The organism is Rossellomorea aquimaris TF-12, assembly GCF_001648555.1.
In the GTDB taxonomy this organism is placed as follows: domain Bacteria; phylum Bacillota; class Bacilli; order Bacillales; family Bacillaceae_B; genus Rossellomorea; species Rossellomorea aquimaris.
In genome coordinates this window covers 1-18339 of sequence record NZ_LQXM01000015.1, presented here as the reverse complement: position 1 = coordinate 18339, position 18339 = coordinate 1, and the positions used below count along the sequence as shown (strand labels likewise).

Genomic DNA, 18339 nt, shown 5'->3' with positions numbered 1-18339 from the left:
CGCTGCCTCCCGTACGGAGTCTGGGCCGTGTCTCAGTCCCAGTGTGGCCGATCACCCTCTCAGGTCGGCTACGCATCGTCGCCTTGGTGAGCCGTTACCTCACCAACTAGCTAATGCGCCGCGGGTCCATCTGTAAGTGGTAGCTAAAAGCCACCTTTCAACACTTCCTCATGCGAGGAAATGAATTATTCGGTATTAGCCCCGGTTTCCCGGAGTTATCCCAATCTTACAGGCAGGTTACCCACGTGTTACTCACCCGTCCGCCGCTGATATCAGGGAGCAAGCTCCCATCAATCCGCTCGACTTGCATGTATTAGGCACGCCGCCAGCGTTCGTCCTGAGCCAGGATCAAACTCTCCGATAAAAGTTTGAATAGCTCTTGTGTTACTTGTAAATCTAGAATTAACGTTGACGTTTTGTCTTGTTTTGTTCAGTTTTCAAGGTTCAATTTGTTAAGTGCTTCGTTTTGAAGCGACCTAACCATCATATCATTGTCACCGTTGTGGTGTCAACAACTTTTTTAAATGATGTTTTTCATGTCGTTTTGGCGACAAGTAATATAATATCACCCATTCAACTAAAGAGTCAATAGTTTTTCAAAATTAATTTGATTTTATTATTCTTCCCCCTTTTTTCTATATACTTTCTTCTATTATAAATGCAAAAAACAAGAGGATTAGTGCATACGACTAGTCCTCTTGTTTTTTCTCTTAATTACACAATCCATAACTGTATAACGGTCAAACCTACGACTCCTGGAATTCCTAAGATTCCTGATATGGACGAAGTTGCTAAGTTGATTGGTACATGGATTCCATATTGACTTCCAAAAGCGTTAAGGAAAAACAAAAATAACGCACCAATCATCACCTTCATGGCAACCTGTCCAACAAATCGCAATGGTTTTATCGGTGTGCCTGTTGCTAATAGCAAAATAATCAGGCCACTAATCACTGTAATTATTATCACCGGGCTCATATCTTTCTCTCCTCTCAATAAAAGACAAATTTTCTCTTATTGTAAGGATATGAAGGTTGTCTACCTTTTTATGACGATCTTTCTGTGTTTCGCTTCTCTAAATAGGAAAAAATATTTGGCTTCTGCGATTTTAGAGCTGCAGTGAATGTTTAAATTATAATCAACACTCATATCATCTATACTCCGTTGTTGGTTCCAGCGTTCCTTCGTTTCTTCTAGAACACGGAGTAAGGATTGATCGTATTCTTTTTTTAATTTTCCTTTTTTACGGAAGAACATAATTATTCTCTCCCTTGTTATACGTCTCTTCTTCCTTCAAGAGCTTTTGATAATGTCACTTCATCTGCATACTCGAGATCTCCACCTACCGGAAGACCGTGAGCAATTCGTGTAATGCGAATTCCAGATGGTTTGACGAGGCGTGAGATATACATAGCTGTTGCTTCCCCTTCGATGTTAGGGTTTGTCGCTAAGATAACCTCTTTCACTTCATCATTATGAAGGCGTTTAATTAAGTCCGGTACATTGATATCTTCTGGTCCAATCCCATCCATAGGAGAGATCGCTCCATGTAAAACGTGATATAGTCCGTTATACTCTCGCATCTTCTCCATGGCAATTACATCTTTAGGGTCTTGAACCACACATATGATACTACGATCTTTTCGTTGATCTTCACATATATAACAAGGATCTTGGTCCGTAATATGGCCACATACAGAACAATAGCTTAAGTTACGTTTTGCGTTAACTAATGCTTTGGCAAAATCTAATACGGTGTCTTCTTTCATACTGAGGACAAAAAAAGCCAGTCGGGCCGCTGTTTTGGGCCCAATGCCTGGCAATTTCATAAAGCTATCAATTAGCTTTGATATAGGCTCAGGATAGTGCATAGTATTGCCTCCTAGAACATTCCTGGTAGGTTCATTCCTTTAGTGAATTGACCCATCGTCGAGTTCGTTAATTCATCTGCTTTCTTAAGTGCATCATTTGTAGCTGCAAGGACTAAGTCTTGTAGCATTTCTACATCATCAGGGTCTACAGCTTCTTCGTTGATTTTTACATCAAGAACTTGTTTGTGACCAGAAACGATAACGGTAACCATTCCGCCACCAGCTGTTCCTTCAATTTGCTTTTCACCTAGTTCTTCTTGAGCTTCCGCCATTTTCTTTTGCATTTTTTGCATTTGTTTCATCATATTTTGCATATTTCCCATTCCACGCATAGTATCATTACCTCCAAATTATTGTTTAAAGTGATTTCGTAAAGATTTAAAAGGAGTTTTTTACTCCTTTACTTCTATTAAATCCAACCCTACAAGCTTTTCTGCTTCTGTTAATAATGAATCTTCCCCCTGTTGCTCTCCAACAGAATCTCCATCCTCTGTTTTAGAGTTTCGGATAAAGTCTTCTCTTATTGACGTCCACTGATCCTCAGGAATACCAATAGCTGAATAACTATTCCCTGTGAGCTCTTCAAGTATGGAAGCAATCGCATTAATAAAAGCTTGATTTTCCATTGCCATTTGACAATGAATATCGTATTTAAATTTTAACACAAATGCCCCGTTCGCTGCTGCAACTGGCTCTGCATCATTTAATAGTGCAGACTGTGAGCGCATTTGTCTTTGGTTTAACGTTTCAACCATATCTCCCCAACGGCTCTTAATTAAATTGAGGTCTTCTTTTGTAGCTGTCCTTAATAGTTCTTGAATTTTCCCAACAGGAGCTTTAAAGCCTTTCTTTGCTCGAATTGGTTTTTTTGACGGTTGAGCAGAGGTCTCTGCCTGAACCTTGACACCATTTGCTTTTAATTGCTCTATTTCTTTTTCAAGCAATTGAATCTTCTTCATCATGTCCGTCACTTCTGGAGAAGAAGCTGTTGAAGGTCCTTCCATTTGACACAACTTCACAATCGAAACTTCCAGATAGATTCGAGCATGATTCGTAAAACGCATTTCTTGCCCAGCTTGATTTAAGATATCAATATATTGATAAATTTGCTGAGGGTGGGTTTGTCCAGCCAGTTCTTTAAAGTCGTCATCCAGCATAACACGTTCTAAGGATTCCTCTAAATTTGGTGCTGTTTGATACAACAGCATATCACGGAAGTACAAAATAAAGTCTTCTGCAAACCGTGCCGGATCCTTTCCTTGAAAGAGTAACTCTTCTAAGGCTCCTAACCCTGTTGAAACATCTTTTTCAAGAATCGCTTTAGCCAATGTATTTAAATATCCTTGTGAAACAGCTCCAGTTACAGTTAAGGCATCGTCGACTGAAACAATATCCTGACTAAAGGAAATGGCCTGGTCCAGTAGACTAAGGGCATCACGCATTCCACCCTCTGCCGCTCTTGCAATAATTGAAAGAGCATTGTCTTCATAGTTTACTCCAGATTCTGTCGCAATGTGACTCATACGTCCTACAATATCTCTAGCTGTAATTCTTTTAAAATCAAAGCGCTGACAACGAGAAATAATAGTTAGTGGAATCTTATGAGGCTCTGTGGTTGCTAGTATAAAGATAACGTGTTTTGGAGGCTCCTCTAACGTTTTCAATAAGGCATTGAACGCTCCAATAGAAAGCATATGCACTTCATCAATAATGTAGACTTTGTACTCTACTACGTTTGGAGAATACTTTACTTTATCTCGGATGTCTCTTATTTCCTCCACTCCATTATTAGAAGCTGCATCGATTTCAATGACATCCGGTATGGAGCCGTCCGTTATTCCTTTACAAGCATCACACTCATTACAAGGTTCTGCGATAGGAGAACGTTCGCAGTTAACTGCTTTCGCCAAAATCTTGGCTGCACTTGTCTTCCCTGTTCCTCTTGGTCCTGAAAATAAATAGGCATGAGAAATTTTTTGATGAAGGAGGGCATTTTGCAACGTTTTCGTTACATGTTGTTGTCCAACTACATCCAGAAAAGATTGAGGACGCCATACACGATATAATGCTTGATATGCCAAAATACTCCCCCCTCTTATTTATGTACACTCTAATCTATTATAACGTAATATGAATGGGTTTTACAAAGAAAACTAGAGACAGATTGTTTCGTATGTTTTTATTGTTTTTTTAAAAAACCCAAACAAAAAACTCACCCCGTTAAGGATGAGTTGTTGTATATGTATGAAACTGCCGTGCACCTTTCGTCGACAAGCATCCATAGGCGTTACTCAAGCAGTTAGCTCGGTCCAGGCAACCCTGCGGCACATGGAAGGTCCCACTTAATGCTGCTTCCTTCCGGACCTGACATGGTTCATGGGTTCCCATTGCGCAGGACCCAGACGTCAACACCACTTACTTGAGGCAGCCCCACAGAGTGCAAGCCTCAGAAAGGAATTCGGTCTCGCTAGAGCGGATTGCGAGTACAGGGCACCGCTACCTCCCCACCTAGCACGGCAAAATTGATACCATATTTGGTTGCGCCACAAGTGCGACGCAAGATTAAGTATACAAGGAACTACGTTAAAATGCAATGGGTGAATGCTGTAAGTTATTTACAGTTCACTGGAATTATTCCTCTTCATTTCTTTTTTACGTTCCCTCAGTTTTCGAAAGAATTGTGATAAAATTGTACCACATTCCTCTTCTAACACACCATGAATGACCTCACACTGATGATTAAACCGATCATCCTGCAATAAGTTCATCAATGTTCCTGCACAGCCCGCTTTTGGATCCTTTGCTCCATAAACGACTTTTTTTATTCGTGAAAGAAGGATGGCTCCGCTGCACATGGGGCATGGTTCGAGAGTTACGTATAATTCCGCTTCTTCCAGTCGCCATGTTCCTAATTTTTCACACGCTTCCTGTATTGCAAGGGTTTCAGCGTGAGTAATAGCATTTTGACTTGTCTCTCTTAGGTTATGTGCACGAGCTACAATTTCATCATTTACGACTATAACCGCTCCAATAGGGACTTCCAGAATCGCACCGGCTTTTTCTGCTTCCTTTATTGCTTCCTTCATATAACGTTCGTCTCTTGTATTCATTATGAACTCCTACATTTTATTTCTACATTTATTTTATAAAAACTCCATCTTAATTCCAAACTATAAAAGAAAGGGGCAACTATATGATACCTAAGGATACCGCTCTTCTTGTCATTGATATTATGAATCCGTTTGATTTCACTCATGGATCGACTTTGGCAGGACACGCCAAGAAAATCGTTGGTCCTATTAACAACATACGTGAGTATTGTAGCAAAAATCAACTGCCAGTTATTTATATTAATGATCACTACGAGCTTTGGAAGGCTGATTATAAAGAGATTTATAAGAAATGCCATAATGAATTGAGTCATGAAATCATCACTCCATTACAACCAACAAATCAAGATTTTTTTCTTATTAAACCAAAGCATTCTGCCTTTTATGGCACTGCCCTCAATACCCTTTTGCATCATTTATCTGTGAAAAATGTAATTATAACGGGGATTGCCGGTAACATTTGTGTTTTATTTACAGCGAATGATGCATATATGAGAGAATTTTCTTTATTTGTTCCATCTGATGGGATTGCTTCTGTTAATGAAGAAGACAATCAATATGCTCTGACCATGATGAAAAATGTTTTAAAAGCAGACATCCAGGCGACAAAAACTCTCCTAAAGAATTAATTTCACCATATAAACATAACTCCCTTTCCCTTTTCATAGGCTGAATATAGTGAAGGAATAAGGGAGGGACTAAGTATGCAAATTCATGTTGTCCAACCAAATCAATCTTTATTCGGGATTGCTCAAGCGTATGGGTCAACAGTTAAAGATATTGTAGATGCGAATGTATTGCCTAATCCCGATAATTTGGTGATTGGTCAATCACTCGTGATTCCTATTATAGGTAGCTTCTATTATGTTCAACCTGGTGATAGTTTATGGTCCATTAGTCAAAAGGTGGGAGTACCCTATCAGGAATTGGCTAGCGTTAATGGGATTTCTCCAAATCAACCATTACAAGTGGGGTTCCGCTTATACATTCCTGCTAAATCCAAAGTACAAGCAGAATTTAATGGGTATGTTGAACCTTACGGGGAAACTGTTGCAGACAATCTGGAACAAAGCGCTAAGGAAGCGGCCCCTTATCTTACTTATCTGGCTCCATTCAGCTTTCAGGCAAAACGGGACGGCTCATTAAAGGAACCGCCTTTAGGCAATCTTATTCAAACTGGAGGAGACAATCAAAATGTCTTAATGATGGCCATTACAAATCAGGAAGAAGGTACCTTTAGTGACGAGTTAGGGCGCATTCTGTTAAATGACCAAACCATTCAAAATAAATTTCTAAATAACGTTGTTCAAACTGCCAAAAAGTATGGATTCAGAGATATTCATTTTGATTTTGAATATTTACGTCCTCAAGATAAGGAAGCCTATAATCAATTTCTACGGAAAGCGAAAAAACGATTTGACCAAGAAGGGTGGCTTCTTTCTACCGCTCTTGCACCGAAAACAAGTGCAGATCAAAAGGGAAAGTGGTATGAAGCCCATGACTATAAGGCTCATGGTGAAATAGTGGACTTTGTAGTAATCATGACCTATGAGTGGGGATATAGTGGAGGTCCAGCCATGGCTGTTTCCCCCATCGGCCCCGTAAAAGAGGTGCTGGATTATGCTATATCCGAAATGCCACCTTCTAAAATTTTAATGGGACAAAATTTATACGGTTATGATTGGACTCTCCCTTTTAAACAAGGAGATACAGCAAAAGCAATCAGCCCCCAACAAGGGATTGAATTAGCCGCAAAGAACAATGTTCGAATCCAATATGACCAAAAAGCTCAAGCTCCTTTCTTTAAGTATAAAGACGAAGCAGGTAAAGATCATGAGGTATGGTTTGAGGATGCTCGAAGTATTCAAGCCAAATTTGACTTACTAAAAGAATTAAAGTTAAGAGGAATGAGCTATTGGAAGTTAGGCTTATCCTTTCCTCAAAACTGGTTGTTACTTTCTGACAACTTTAATGTGGTTAAACGATAAATTTTTAATAGAAGTTGATGTACAGGTAAGTCTATAAATACCTGTGCATCAGCTTTTTATTTTTCTTCTTAATTACTGAACAATTTTATTTGATATTAAAATATCCTAAACAAACCATCCATATATTGTGTTACAATAATTCCTGTCGTTATTTTATATTTTATACTTTTTATACGAGAATAGATTGTCGTAATATGAGGAGGACATTAAATGGGGAGCATTCCTTTCATCACGGTTGAAGGTCCGATTGGGGTAGGAAAAACCTCTCTGGCAAAAGCGATTTCTGAGCATTTTCAATTTCATTTACTAAAAGAAATCGTCGATGAAAACCCGTTTCTAGATAAATTCTATGATGATATCGAAGAGTGGAGTTTTCAAACAGAGATGTTTTTCTTATGCAATCGATACAAACAGCTGGAAGATATCGAAAAACATTTTATATCTCAAAATAAATCTGTTGTTGCCGATTATCATATTCTTAAAAACATCATTTTTGCCAAACGAACGTTAAAGGACGAACAACAATTCAACAAGTATCTTCATATTTACGATGTTTTGACATCGGATATGCCAAGACCGAATGTTGTCATTTACTTAAATGCCAGTTTAGACACACTCTTAAAACGTATTGAAAAAAGAGGAAGAGATTTTGAAAAGAAAATTAGTCCTCTTTATTTAAAACAATTGTCTCTAGACTATGAAGAATATATGAACACATTTGAAAAAACTCACCCAGATATCCCTGTTCTTCGCTACAATGGCGATCACGTTGATTTCGTTCAAAATAAAGAAGACCTGCACGAAATTCTAACTAAGTTAGAAACTACACTTAAAAAAGGAGTTCACTATCATGAATCTTCGCAATAAATATGGCATCCCGAATAATGCCGTGATTACCATTGCTGGAACAGTTGGTGTCGGGAAGTCTACCATGACAAACGGCTTAGCCAATGCCTTAGGCTTTAGAACCTCATTTGAGAAAGTCGATACAAATCCTTATTTAGATAAATTTTATCAAGACTTTAAGAGCTGGAGCTTTCATCTTCAAATTTATTTCCTGGCAGAGCGATTCAAAGAACAGAAAAAAATCTTTGAATATGGCGGAGGATTTATACAAGATCGTTCAATCTATGAAGATACAGGCATCTTTGCTCGCATGCATCACGAAAAAGGCAACATGAGCGATATCGATTATGAAACATACACAAGTCTTTTCGAAGCAATGGTCATGACACCTTACTTCCCACACCCAGACCTGCTTATTTATTTAGAAGGTTCTATTGATAATGTCGTCGATCGTATTCGTGAGCGTGGACGTCCAATGGAGCAGCAAACTCCGATTGAGTACTGGGAGGAAATGCATCAGCGTTATGAAAACTGGATTAATTCCTTTAACGCATGCCCAGTATTAAGACTAGATATTAGTGAATATGACCTTGTTAACAATGAAAACTCGATTGAACCAATCGTAGAAAGAATTGGTTATTTTATTGAGCAAACGAGAATGTTAAAAAGCTAAATAGATAAACAGAAGAAAGACTACTCAGAGAGGATGAGTAGTCTTTTTTCTGTTTATTTCAACTCTGAACGAGGTATGTATGAAATAAGACTAGAAATAAAAGGGAGATGAAAAGATTGGAATCAAAGCACACTTATTATGTTGATATAAGCAGTGGGGACATTTTGCAGGACCCTAACCAAAATGCAAGTCCAAGCTATAAAATTCATGCTACCCCAACCGAAATGACTGAACTCAAAATGCTTTTTAATGAAAACTACTCTGACGACATGTCCACCATGAGACGCGCTCAAGTTCCTTTTCGTCAATATCATAATGCCCCGGAAGACGACCAGTATGATCGATCCATGAAGGATATTTTTGCAATGATTTATAAACTTGGGGATGAAGAGGCTAAAAGACATATAACTGAAATCGGTATTCTACATTCCACAGACAACGCTCCCCTGCGAAAGGATATTGAAAATCTAAAATAAAAGACCTATGAATTTAGTCTCATAGGTCAACTAAAAAAAGTCGTTACAATGAATGTAACGACTTTTATCTCCAAATTATGCGCTTTGGTTATAAGTAATAGATGGCGGAGGAAGAGGGATTCGAACCCCCGCGGGCTTTAACACCCCTGTCGGTTTTCAAGACCGATCCCTTCAGCCGGACTTGGGTATTCCTCCGTATCGACAAGAACTATAATATCACGGTGATAAAATAGAGTCAAGCATATTTATAAAAAAAATTAAAAATGTCTGACCTGATATCTGGCCAGACATTTTTCTTTTATCCTTTGATCACTTCTGCTCCAGCCATATAAGGACGAAGAGCTTCTGGAACGACTACCGTTCCATCTTCTTGTTGGTAATTTTCTAAAATGGCCGCCACTGTACGACCAATGGCTAAACCAGAACCATTTAATGTGTGAACGTGCTCAGGCTTTGCATTTGCCTCTCTTCTAAAGCGAATATTGGCACGTCTCGCTTGGAATCCTTCAAAGTTACTGCAAGAAGAGATTTCACGGTACGTTCCATAGCTTGGGATCCAGACTTCGATATCGTATTTCTTCGCTGCTGTAAACCCAAGGTCTGCAGTACACATTGATAACACACGATAAGGAAGACCTAAAAGCTGAAGAACCTTTTCAGCATGGCCGGTCAATTCTTCAAGAGCATCATAAGAATTTTCTGGCTTCACAAAGCGAACAAGCTCGACCTTATTGAATTGATGCTGTCTAATCAATCCACGGGTATCACGGCCAGCAGAACCTGCCTCAGAGCGGAAGTTTGCGCTATACGCCACATAGCTGATTGGGAGCTCTTCACCCTTCATAATTTCATCACGGTGATAATTGGTTACCGGTACTTCTGCTGTCGGAACAAGGAAGTAATCTTCGCTTTCAATTCTAAATGCATCTTCTTCAAACTTAGGAAGCTGACCTGTTCCTGTCATACTTGCACGATTTACAAGGAACGGAGGAATCATTTCAGTATATCCGTGTTTATCCATATGAAGATCCATCATAAAGTTAATGAGAGCTCTTTCAAGTCTTGCACCTAATCCTTTGTAAAAAACAAAACGACTTCCTGTTACTTTTCCTGCACGCTCAAAGTCTAAGATCCCTAATCCTGTAGCGATATCCCAGTGTGGCTTTGCTTCAAAATCAAACTCACGAACTTCTCCCCACTTACGGGCTTCTACATTGTCATCCTCTGTTTCTCCAACTGGAACAGTTTCATGAGGAATATTTGGGATAGAAAGAAGAATACGCTCTAATTCTTCTTCAATTCCTTTTAATTCATCATCTAATTTCTTAACCATGCCACCAACTTCACGCATTTCAACAATGAGATCTTGAGCATCCTTCTTTTCTTTCTTCAGTTCGGCAATTTGTCCAGATACTTCATTTCGCTTGCTCTTTAAGTTTTCAGTTTCAACCAAAAGCTCTCTTCTTCTCTTATCTAATTCTTCAAACTTTCCAAAGTCCTCAAGGTCTTCTCCACGATGCTGTAAACGTGCTTTTACATCTTCTAAATTGTTACGTAAATACCTAATGTCTAACATGAGATTCTCTCCTTTTTTATAAAAAAATAAAAAACCCCCATCCCTGGTAAAAGGGACGGAGGTTTCCGCGTTGCCACCCTAATTGAAGACGCTCTCGCATCTTCCTCTTAAGAGATGGTAACGGAATCACCGAAAATACTTACTTGTTTCAGTACTTTACTCAAGGATGGATTCATAAGGCTCTTGCATCGGTTTACACCAGCCACCGACTCTCTTTAGCAAGTAATCCTTACTACTACTTCCTATCAACGATTTAAATTATTTTGGTTATTTCATAATCTACTACAATGTTTTCCATATTGCAATAGAATTATGCCAATGTTTTTTCTTTTGCTTCTTTCACCATGCTAATAAAAAATGCCGTTAAGCGATTGTCTGCTGTAAGCTCTGGATGGAAGGAACATCCGAGAAATTGTCCATGTCGTGCGAGAACAATGCGATTATTGTGCTTCGCTAACACTTCCACTTCTTCACCCGCTTCCACGATATGTGGGGCACGAATAAAGACCGCATTAAATCCTTCTCCAACATGGGCAATGGATAGATCTGCTTCAAAGCTTTCTTTTTGACGGCCAAAGGAATTGCGTTCAACTGTCACATCCATTACACCAAGGTGAGGTTCATCATAGCCAACAATATGTTTTGCTAAAAGAATCAGTCCTGCACAGGTTCCGAAGATGGGCTTACCTTCACTGGCAAATTGTCTTAGTGGCTCCATAAACCCATAAAGATCAATCAGTCTTCTCATAGTGGTACTTTCTCCACCTGGCATAATCAAGCCATCTAGCTCTTCTAATTGTTCTACACGCTTGACCACGATCCCGTTAGCACCTGATGCTTCAATCGAGCGAACATGCTCTCTAACGGCACCCTGAAGTCCTAATACACCGATGTTCATCATAGAAGTACCTCTTACCATCCGCGTTCTTGCATACGGTTCTCAGGAAGGATAGAAGAAATTTCTACTCCCTTCATTGCGACACCTAGCTCTTTAGAAAGCTCTGCAATTAACTTATAATCTTGATAATGAGTAGTTGCTTCAACAATCGCTCTCGCGAATTTCTCAGGATTTTCAGATTTAAAGATACCAGAACCAACGAATACTCCGTCTGCTCCTAATTCCATCATTAGAGCAGCATCAGCTGGTGTTGCAATTCCACCTGCAGCAAAGTTTACAACCGGTAGACGTCCGTTTTCTTTAATTTCTAATAATAATTCATATGGAGCACCTAAAAGCTTCGCTTCTGTCATGATTTCATCTTGATTCATGCTTACAAGCTTACGTACTTGAGCATTTACTTTACGCATATGACGAACCGCTTCTACGATATTCCCAGTTCCCGGTTCCCCTTTTGTACGTAACATAGACGCGCCTTCACCAATACGACGAGCTGCTTCACCTAAGTCACGGCATCCACATACAAACGGAACAGTGAAATCTCTTTTATTTAAATGATACTCTTCATCAGCTGGCGTTAACACTTCACTTTCATCCAGGTAATCAACACCCATTGATTCAAGAACTCGAGCTTCAACAATATGACCAATACGAGCCTTTGCCATTACTGGAATAGATACAGCTCCCATAACTTCTTCTACAATACGAGGATCTGCCATTCTTGCTACCCCACCTGCAGCACGAATATCTGCTGGAACTCGTTCTAAAGCCATTACCGCCACTGCACCTGCAGCTTCAGCAATCTTTGCCTGCTCAGCATTGACAACGTCCATAATAACGCCGCCTTTTTGCATTTCAGCCATACCTCTTTTTACAACATCTGTACCTGTTTTCATATATATCCCCCTTATATTTTATCCTATGTTCGCCTTTATCCTTCCCTTCTCAAGGAAGAAAAAGTGACTAAAACAATCGGAATGATTATGTAACCCTACTGCTAAATAAACAATAAAAGCAGTGTAATGTCAAGACGAAAAGCGGATTGGTTATCATACAGAGATTTAATAGAATTTCTCTATGCACTCCTTGTATGTTTCCAGTCATCCCTCTACTTATAAAAAACACCAAGACTTGTCCGTAGAAGTCTTGGTGTTGATATTACATTCTTTTATAAAAGAAAGATTAGAACCAACCTTTAACCGTCGATGTAATGGAATTCCAAATGTCTCCGAAAAATCCACCTACTGCTCTCATTGATAGAACAAACCAGTTGGCTTTTTCTACACTCTCAACAGCAACAACAGATGATTTCGATGCATTTGTCCCCTTGTCTGTAAGGTAACCTAAATCGTTCTTTTCACTTGATTTTAAAGTGACATACCCAACTTTTTCTCCTTTTTTAATAGGAGCCGTTAATTCACCTTCGTCATTCAACTTTTTCTTATCTAATACAAACTCTGGTTTATATTGGTCTTTTTCACCATTCTTAATCACCATGCTTAATGGCGAATCAGTTTTTATTTGAACTTCTTTTTCTTTTCCTTTTTCAACTGGAAGGGTCTTTTGACCTTTCACTTGATAATTAGCTGGTAGGACTTCCTCTATTGAATAGTTGGCGAAAGCGTAATCGAGCATTTTTCTTGTTTCATTGAAACGGGCATCATAAGAGTTTTCACCTGCTGAAACATCTACATTCATGACAACAGTGATAAATCTCATACCATCTCTTTCAGCAGTTCCAGTAAAACAAGCGCCTGCAAAGTCGGTAGTCCCTGTTTTAAGTCCGTCCATGCCTTCGTACTCACGAATCAGCCCCGGAAGCATCCAGTTCCAGTTAGGCATGTTGAATTGATCTTCAGTACCTTCAGCAAACATCTTCTTCGCTATAGAAGATGTCTCCAGCACCTCCGGATAATCATTCAGAAGTCGATATGCAAGTGTCGCAGTATCTTTAGCTGACATCACATTCTCTTCCTCAGCTCCGCCAACAACTTGATCGACATAAGGAGCTAAATCTTTATTATTCAATCCTGATGAGTTAACAAATTTATAATTTTCCAAGCCGAGTTCTTCAGCTTTTTTATTCATCAATTTCGCAAAATTAGCTTCTGATCCGGCAATCGTTTCTGCTATTGCCATAGCTGAAGCATTTGCTGAATAAATAGCCATTGATTCATATAAGTCTTTGATAGTGTAGGTTCCTTCTTCACGTAAAGAAACGTTACTTAACGAAGTATTATGAGACATTTTCGATACATTCGTAGGTACCGTATACTTCTGATCCCATTTTACTTTGCCTTCTTCAACTGCCTCAAGCAGCAGATATTCTGTCATCATTTTCGTCATACTAGCAATACCTTGAGCAGTATCAGAATTCTTTTCATATAAAATCTTACCCGTACTTGCCTCTACTAAAATCGCAGCTTTTGCGTTAACGTCCAAGTCTCCTTGAGCATTTGCAGGTTTCTGCACAACACCCATTGCCATCATAAAAACCATCATACAAACAAAAGATTTTTGAATCCAACTTCTTTTCACTGTTAGCCCTCCAAGATTTTATGTACACCTTCGTTATTTTATCATAGTTCTAAAGTTAAGAATAGACAGAGAATATTCCTAGTTTTGGAATAGGTCAAGGGACTTGCAGCCTTCTTTTTTTCTGTATTCTGGTACTTGGATACTTTTTTCTTCACATAGAAAAAACTGACCAAGAACCTTGGCCAGTCTTTGTTAAAGAGCATTTTATTATAATGAATAATTCGGTGATTCCTTCGTAATTTGAACATCATGTGGATGACTTTCACGAAGTCCAGCTCCAGTCATTCGGATAAACTGAGCATTTTCTCTTAGTTCGTGAAGGTTCTTCGTCCCGCAATACCCCATTCCAGAACGTAGTCCTCCGACTAATTGATACAAAGTATCTGCAAGAGGTCCTTTGTATGGAATTCTACCTTCAATTCCCTCTGGAACGAACTTTTTATTTTCTTCTTGGAAATAACGATCTTTTGATCCTTTTTCCATGGAACTAACTGAACCCATCCCTCTATACACTTTAAAACGTCGCCCTTGGAAAATTTCCGTTTCTCCTGGACTTTCTGACGTTCCAGCCAGCAAGCTTCCTAACATAACCGCATGTCCTCCTGAAGCAAGGGCTTTAACGATGTCTCCAGAGTATTTGATTCCTCCATCAGCAATAATGGATTTGCCATGCTTCCTCGCTTCAGTAGCACAATCATAGATTGCAGTGATTTGTGGTACACCTACCCCTGCAACTACTCGAGTCGTACAAATAGAACCAGGTCCAATTCCTACCTTCACAATATCAGCACCTGCTTCAATTAACTCTCTAGTAGCATCTGCTGTTGCCACATTACCTGCTATTATGTTAACAGTCGGATAAGCATTGCGAATTTCACGAACAATAGAAAGTACACCTGCTGAATGTCCATGTGCAGTATCAATAACAAGAACATCCACATGAGCCTTTACCAGCTGTTCAACACGAGTTAATGTGTCCTTTGAAATTCCAACTGCTGCTCCAACCAACAAACGACCTTGGTTATCTTTTGCAGAGTTAGGGAACTCAATTACCTTTTCAATATCCTTGATGGTGATTAAACCTTTTAAAATCCCCTCATGATCTATTAGAGGTAATTTTTCAATTTTATGCTGTTGAAGTATTTTTTCCGCTTCGTCTAGGGTAGTGCCTACTGGAGCAGTAACAAGATTTTCCTTCGTCATAACATCTGAAATTTGAATGGAGTAATCTTGAATAAAGCGAAGGTCTCGATTTGTTAAGATACCAACGAGCTTTTGCTCCTCTTCATTATTTACAATAGGAACACCAGAAATTCTATATTTGCCCATCAAGTGTTCAGCTGAAAATACTTGATGCTCTGGAGTTAAAAAGAATGGATCAGATATCACTCCACTTTCAGAACGTTTTACTTTATCCACCTGCTCAGCCTGTTGCTCAATACTCATATTTTTGTGGATTATACCCAGTCCACCCTGTCGAGCCATTGCAATCGCCATATCTGCTTCAGTTACAGTATCCATACCAGCACTGATTACTGGCACATTCAATTTAATTGAATCGGTTAACTCAACTGAAATATTTACATCCTTTGGTAATACCTCAGATTTTGCAGGTAATAATAAGACATCATCAAATGTTAAACCTTCTTTAGCAAATTTAGATTCCCACATGCTTTTTTCAGCCTCCCTAGTCCCAAAATATTATTAGTAGGTTATCAATTGGTTAAAATACTGTCAAGGACATTAGAATTAATTTAATTTTTCAGAATAATTAAAGGGTGATAAAATGGACCAAAAACATCATAGATGGAACTCCATCCGTTATTTCCAGTCGGCAGAATACTCCCAAAAATTCCTAAAAAAATGCTACGAACAAATTTCGTTTCCACAGGCAGAAGTAAGAAGCTACGATAATTGTTATCCTTTCATGTACTATCTTGAGCAAGGGGAAATTTATTATAAGCAATCTACACTCTGCCCTGTATCCATAAAACCTATCCTGCTCTTTTATGGGTTTGTTCATTTTATTAAAGCGATTATTTTGACGGAGGATCCTTTATATCCGCAAACAACTTCAGTACTGGCTCACGGAATCACCTCAAGAAAAAGAAAAAAGCAACATTATCATTTTTTGCAAGATGAAGTAAAGGTTCAAAAAAACGGTTTATTCTCCCATTTTTCCAATTTAATGTTCCACGTGGAACATATTGTAGGGGAAAAATTTAAAATGGAGGACTTACTCGTACAAATACCTGAATTAGAAGAAATCTTTTACGTACTCCTAAAACGGAAAACGATGTTTTGGTTCCAGCAACAACAACAATTAACAATTGATGAAGAATTACTTTCTCACTACCACATGTCAGAAGGCATGCTGAAAAACTATCTCTTTGAAAAACTAAAGGGGAAGGCCATATGGATTTCAGAACAAACCCTTCAAGTCCCCCTTATGGAAGAACAACTGCCTATTAGATGGCATTTGAACCATAACAAACTGGCTCTTCCAACCATTCGAAATCAAGGAAATATGATCCCAGAAGTTCTTATTCATTATGCTCTATTATATAATTTAAGCATGATTGCACGCTATGAAACAGAATGGTGGATTGAATTGTTAAAAAACCGCACAAATGAAGACTACCCAATCATTTCTTCATTTATCAACCTGACAACAGATAAATCCCCCTGTCTATTATTTAACCTATTAAAAAAGAAGATGGAATTATAAGGAGATGGATGGTTACTCCTCCTCTCCTATATGATCTACTGCTGTAATAATTGTTTAATGTCCTCTTCTATTTTACGAGGACTGGTTTGAGGAGAATACCTTTCATAAACCTCACCATCTTTTGTCACTAGGAATTTAGTGAAATTCCATTTAATATCAGATAGCAACAGTCCCTTTTTTTCTTTTGTTAAAAATGAAAACAAAGGATGTGCTTCCTTTCCTTTCACATCTACCTTTGAAAACATAGGAAATGATACACCATAATTCAACTGGCAAAACTCCATGATTTCATCCTGATTTTCAAATTCTTGATTCATGAATTGATCACAAGGAAATCCTAAAACAACTAACCCCTCTTCTTTATACTCCTCATACAAGCCCTGTAGTTCTTCAAATTGAGGAGTAAATCCACACTTACTAGCTGTATTGACGATGAGCATTACATTGCCTTCATACTCCGAAAGAGTTACTTCTTCACCGTTTGCCTTTTTAACCATAAAATCGTAAATAGCTGCCATGCATTTTTCCCCCTTTATTATTTCTCACTTACATAAATAATACTGTAACTACGAGAGTGTTAGCAATTTTGAGTGGTTTGATTTACCTTTCTAGAGTTGGGGTTACTTTAGAAAATGCAAGTTTGTGAACGGGTTGAATTCTCGAACGGATTGGTGTTCTTGACTGGTGCTTGATCCGATTCAGAAATTAGACTTGAGTTGGCCAACTTCAAAGATGATTGGGCCAAATTGTGAACCCTATTGAATGTTTCGATCTAGCCACAAAAAAGAGTTACTTTTTATTTAATTTTCTTTGAATATGTTTGTTTGATAAATATTCTTTGCTTTGATGAGAGGTTTTTGTTTAAAAGTAGTGGGATTGAGTGCTTCTGGATGAGGGTTATGTGAAGGAATGTGCGAGTTTTGATGGGGAATGTGCGAAACCGGGGGTGAAATGTGCGAAATTATGGCAAGAATGTGCGAAAAATCAACGTAAATGTGCGAAACCGAGGCTAGAATGTGCAAAATGGTGAACAAGTAGTCATTTCAAGGGGCTTGTATTCCCACACTTTGCTCAATTGGACCAGAAGTTAAACAAATTGAGCCACTTTGCTCGAGAATTGGGCCACTTTCAGACTTAATTGGGCCACTTTCACAATTAATTGCGGCCAAATTGTGAACAAACACCCAATCAAACAACCAAACCAACAAAAAAAGAGTAACTCCTAAGAGCTACTCTTTCTACTCGCCTGGCGACGTCCTACTCTCACAGGGGGAGATCCCCCAACTACCATTGGCGCTGAAGAGCTTAACTTCCGTGTTCGGCATGGGAACGGGTGTGACCTCTTCGCCATAATCACCAGACGAATATTTCATTGAAGGTTGTTCCTTCAAAACTAGATAAAGAGTTGATGTCAAGAAAGCCGAATATCGACCAATATTGTTCATTTTTAAAATGATACTGTGTGGTTAAGTCCTCGATCGATTAGTATCAGTCAGCTCCACATGTCGCCATGCTTCCACCTCTGACCTATCTACCTAGTCATCTTCTAGGGATCTTACTCACATAAAGTGATGGGAAATCTCATCTCGAGGGGGGCTTCATGCTTAGATGCTTTCAGCACTTATCCCTTCCGCA

The 18339-nt window shown here is 38.8% G+C and carries 18 protein-coding genes, 1 tRNA gene, 3 rRNA genes, 1 other RNA gene and 1 other annotated feature; of the genes, 6 read left to right on the top strand and 17 right to left on the bottom strand.

Going from position 1 to position 18339, the window contains the following annotated elements; all coding sequences use genetic code 11:
* The 8 genes from IQI_RS20775 to tadA all read right to left on the bottom strand — a co-directional run.
* Positions 1-364: ribosomal RNA gene (locus IQI_RS20775) — 16S ribosomal RNA — on the bottom strand; the annotation flags it as partial.
* Between the two features lie 350 nt (positions 365-714).
* The gene (locus tag IQI_RS01895; protein ID WP_064091123.1) at positions 715-978 is read right to left on the bottom strand and encodes a pro-sigmaK processing inhibitor BofA family protein; all 264 of its coding nucleotides are present in this window, start codon (positions 976-978) and stop codon (positions 715-717) included.
* 60 nt (positions 979-1038) lie between these two features.
* Positions 1039-1257: a YaaL family protein gene (locus tag IQI_RS01890; RefSeq protein WP_064091122.1), complete on the bottom strand. Its 219-nt coding sequence runs from the start codon at positions 1255-1257 to the stop codon at positions 1039-1041.
* A gap of 17 nt (positions 1258-1274) precedes the next feature.
* Positions 1275-1871 (bottom strand): recombination mediator RecR, encoded by a 597-nt coding sequence (recR, locus tag IQI_RS01885; RefSeq protein ID WP_064091121.1) that lies wholly within the window; start codon positions 1869-1871, stop codon positions 1275-1277.
* An 11-nt stretch (positions 1872-1882) separates the two neighbouring features.
* Positions 1883-2203 (bottom strand): YbaB/EbfC family nucleoid-associated protein, encoded by a 321-nt coding sequence (locus IQI_RS01880; protein ID WP_064091120.1) that lies wholly within the window; start codon positions 2201-2203, stop codon positions 1883-1885.
* A gap of 60 nt (positions 2204-2263) precedes the next feature.
* On the bottom strand, positions 2264-3952 hold the full coding sequence (dnaX, locus tag IQI_RS01875) for a DNA polymerase III subunit gamma/tau (protein ID WP_064091119.1): 1689 nt from the start codon (positions 3950-3952) through the stop codon (positions 2264-2266).
* Positions 3953-4124: 172 nt separating this feature from the next.
* Positions 4125-4388, bottom strand: an RNA gene (gene ffs, locus IQI_RS01870) — signal recognition particle sRNA large type.
* A gap of 98 nt (positions 4389-4486) precedes the next feature.
* A complete protein-coding gene (gene tadA / locus IQI_RS01865; protein WP_064091118.1) occupies positions 4487-4981 on the bottom strand; it encodes a tRNA adenosine(34) deaminase TadA in 495 nt (164 codons plus the stop codon).
* 83 nt (positions 4982-5064) lie between these two features.
* On the opposite strand from tadA, the gene IQI_RS01860 reads away from it, so the two are divergent.
* From IQI_RS01860 to IQI_RS01840, 5 genes are all read left to right on the top strand, one after another.
* On the top strand, positions 5065-5610 hold the full coding sequence (locus tag IQI_RS01860) for an isochorismatase family cysteine hydrolase (protein ID WP_064091117.1): 546 nt from the start codon (positions 5065-5067) through the stop codon (positions 5608-5610).
* A 75-nt stretch (positions 5611-5685) separates the two neighbouring features.
* Positions 5686-6969 (top strand): LysM peptidoglycan-binding domain-containing protein, encoded by a 1284-nt coding sequence (locus IQI_RS01855; protein ID WP_064091116.1) that lies wholly within the window; start codon positions 5686-5688, stop codon positions 6967-6969.
* A gap of 210 nt (positions 6970-7179) precedes the next feature.
* Complete coding sequence (locus tag IQI_RS01850; protein WP_064091115.1) at positions 7180-7836, top strand: deoxynucleoside kinase; 657 nt, start codon at positions 7180-7182, stop codon at positions 7834-7836.
* Positions 7820-8488, top strand: coding sequence for a deoxynucleoside kinase (locus tag IQI_RS01845; protein ID WP_064091114.1), 669 nt, complete (start codon positions 7820-7822; stop codon positions 8486-8488). Before IQI_RS01850 ends, IQI_RS01845 begins: the two co-directional genes overlap by 17 nt.
* Before the next feature lie 116 nt (positions 8489-8604).
* Positions 8605-8964, top strand: a complete 360-nt coding sequence (locus IQI_RS01840) for a hydrolase (RefSeq protein WP_231893368.1) — start codon at positions 8605-8607, stop codon at positions 8962-8964.
* A 102-nt stretch (positions 8965-9066) separates the two neighbouring features.
* Here IQI_RS01840 and IQI_RS01835 read toward each other — a convergent pair.
* The 6 genes from IQI_RS01835 to guaB form a co-directional block, all read right to left on the bottom strand.
* Positions 9067-9159, bottom strand: a tRNA-Ser gene (locus IQI_RS01835).
* A 103-nt stretch (positions 9160-9262) separates the two neighbouring features.
* Positions 9263-10540 carry a serine--tRNA ligase gene (gene serS / locus IQI_RS01830; protein ID WP_064091112.1) on the bottom strand — a complete coding sequence of 426 codons (1278 nt, stop codon included), beginning with the start codon at positions 10538-10540 and terminating at the stop codon, positions 9263-9265.
* A 48-nt stretch (positions 10541-10588) separates the two neighbouring features.
* Positions 10589-10798, bottom strand: a binding site (T-box leader).
* A 52-nt stretch (positions 10799-10850) separates the two neighbouring features.
* A complete protein-coding gene (gene pdxT / locus IQI_RS01825; protein WP_328585722.1) occupies positions 10851-11438 on the bottom strand; it encodes a pyridoxal 5'-phosphate synthase glutaminase subunit PdxT in 588 nt (195 codons plus the stop codon).
* A 14-nt stretch (positions 11439-11452) separates the two neighbouring features.
* On the bottom strand, positions 11453-12334 hold the full coding sequence (gene pdxS / locus IQI_RS01820) for a pyridoxal 5'-phosphate synthase lyase subunit PdxS (RefSeq protein ID WP_064091110.1): 882 nt from the start codon (positions 12332-12334) through the stop codon (positions 11453-11455).
* Positions 12335-12620: 286 nt separating this feature from the next.
* Positions 12621-13940, bottom strand: coding sequence for a D-alanyl-D-alanine carboxypeptidase family protein (locus IQI_RS01815; protein WP_408006828.1), 1320 nt, complete (start codon positions 13938-13940; stop codon positions 12621-12623).
* A gap of 243 nt (positions 13941-14183) precedes the next feature.
* Positions 14184-15647 carry an IMP dehydrogenase gene (guaB, locus tag IQI_RS01810; protein WP_064091108.1) on the bottom strand — a complete coding sequence of 488 codons (1464 nt, stop codon included), beginning with the start codon at positions 15645-15647 and terminating at the stop codon, positions 14184-14186.
* Positions 15648-15762: 115 nt separating this feature from the next.
* Between guaB and IQI_RS01805 the strand changes: the two genes are divergently transcribed.
* The gene (locus tag IQI_RS01805) at positions 15763-16704 is read left to right on the top strand and encodes a YaaC family protein (protein WP_064091107.1); all 942 of its coding nucleotides are present in this window, start codon (positions 15763-15765) and stop codon (positions 16702-16704) included.
* Between the two features lie 35 nt (positions 16705-16739).
* Here IQI_RS01805 and IQI_RS01800 read toward each other — a convergent pair whose 3' ends face one another.
* The 3 genes from IQI_RS01800 to IQI_RS01790 form a co-directional block, all read right to left on the bottom strand.
* Positions 16740-17222, bottom strand: a complete 483-nt coding sequence (locus tag IQI_RS01800) for a glutathione peroxidase (RefSeq protein WP_064091106.1) — start codon at positions 17220-17222, stop codon at positions 16740-16742.
* Between the two features lie 726 nt (positions 17223-17948).
* Positions 17949-18065 (bottom strand): 5S ribosomal RNA (gene rrf, locus IQI_RS01795).
* Positions 18066-18166: 101 nt separating this feature from the next.
* Positions 18167-18339, bottom strand: a 23S ribosomal RNA gene (locus IQI_RS01790); the annotation flags it as partial.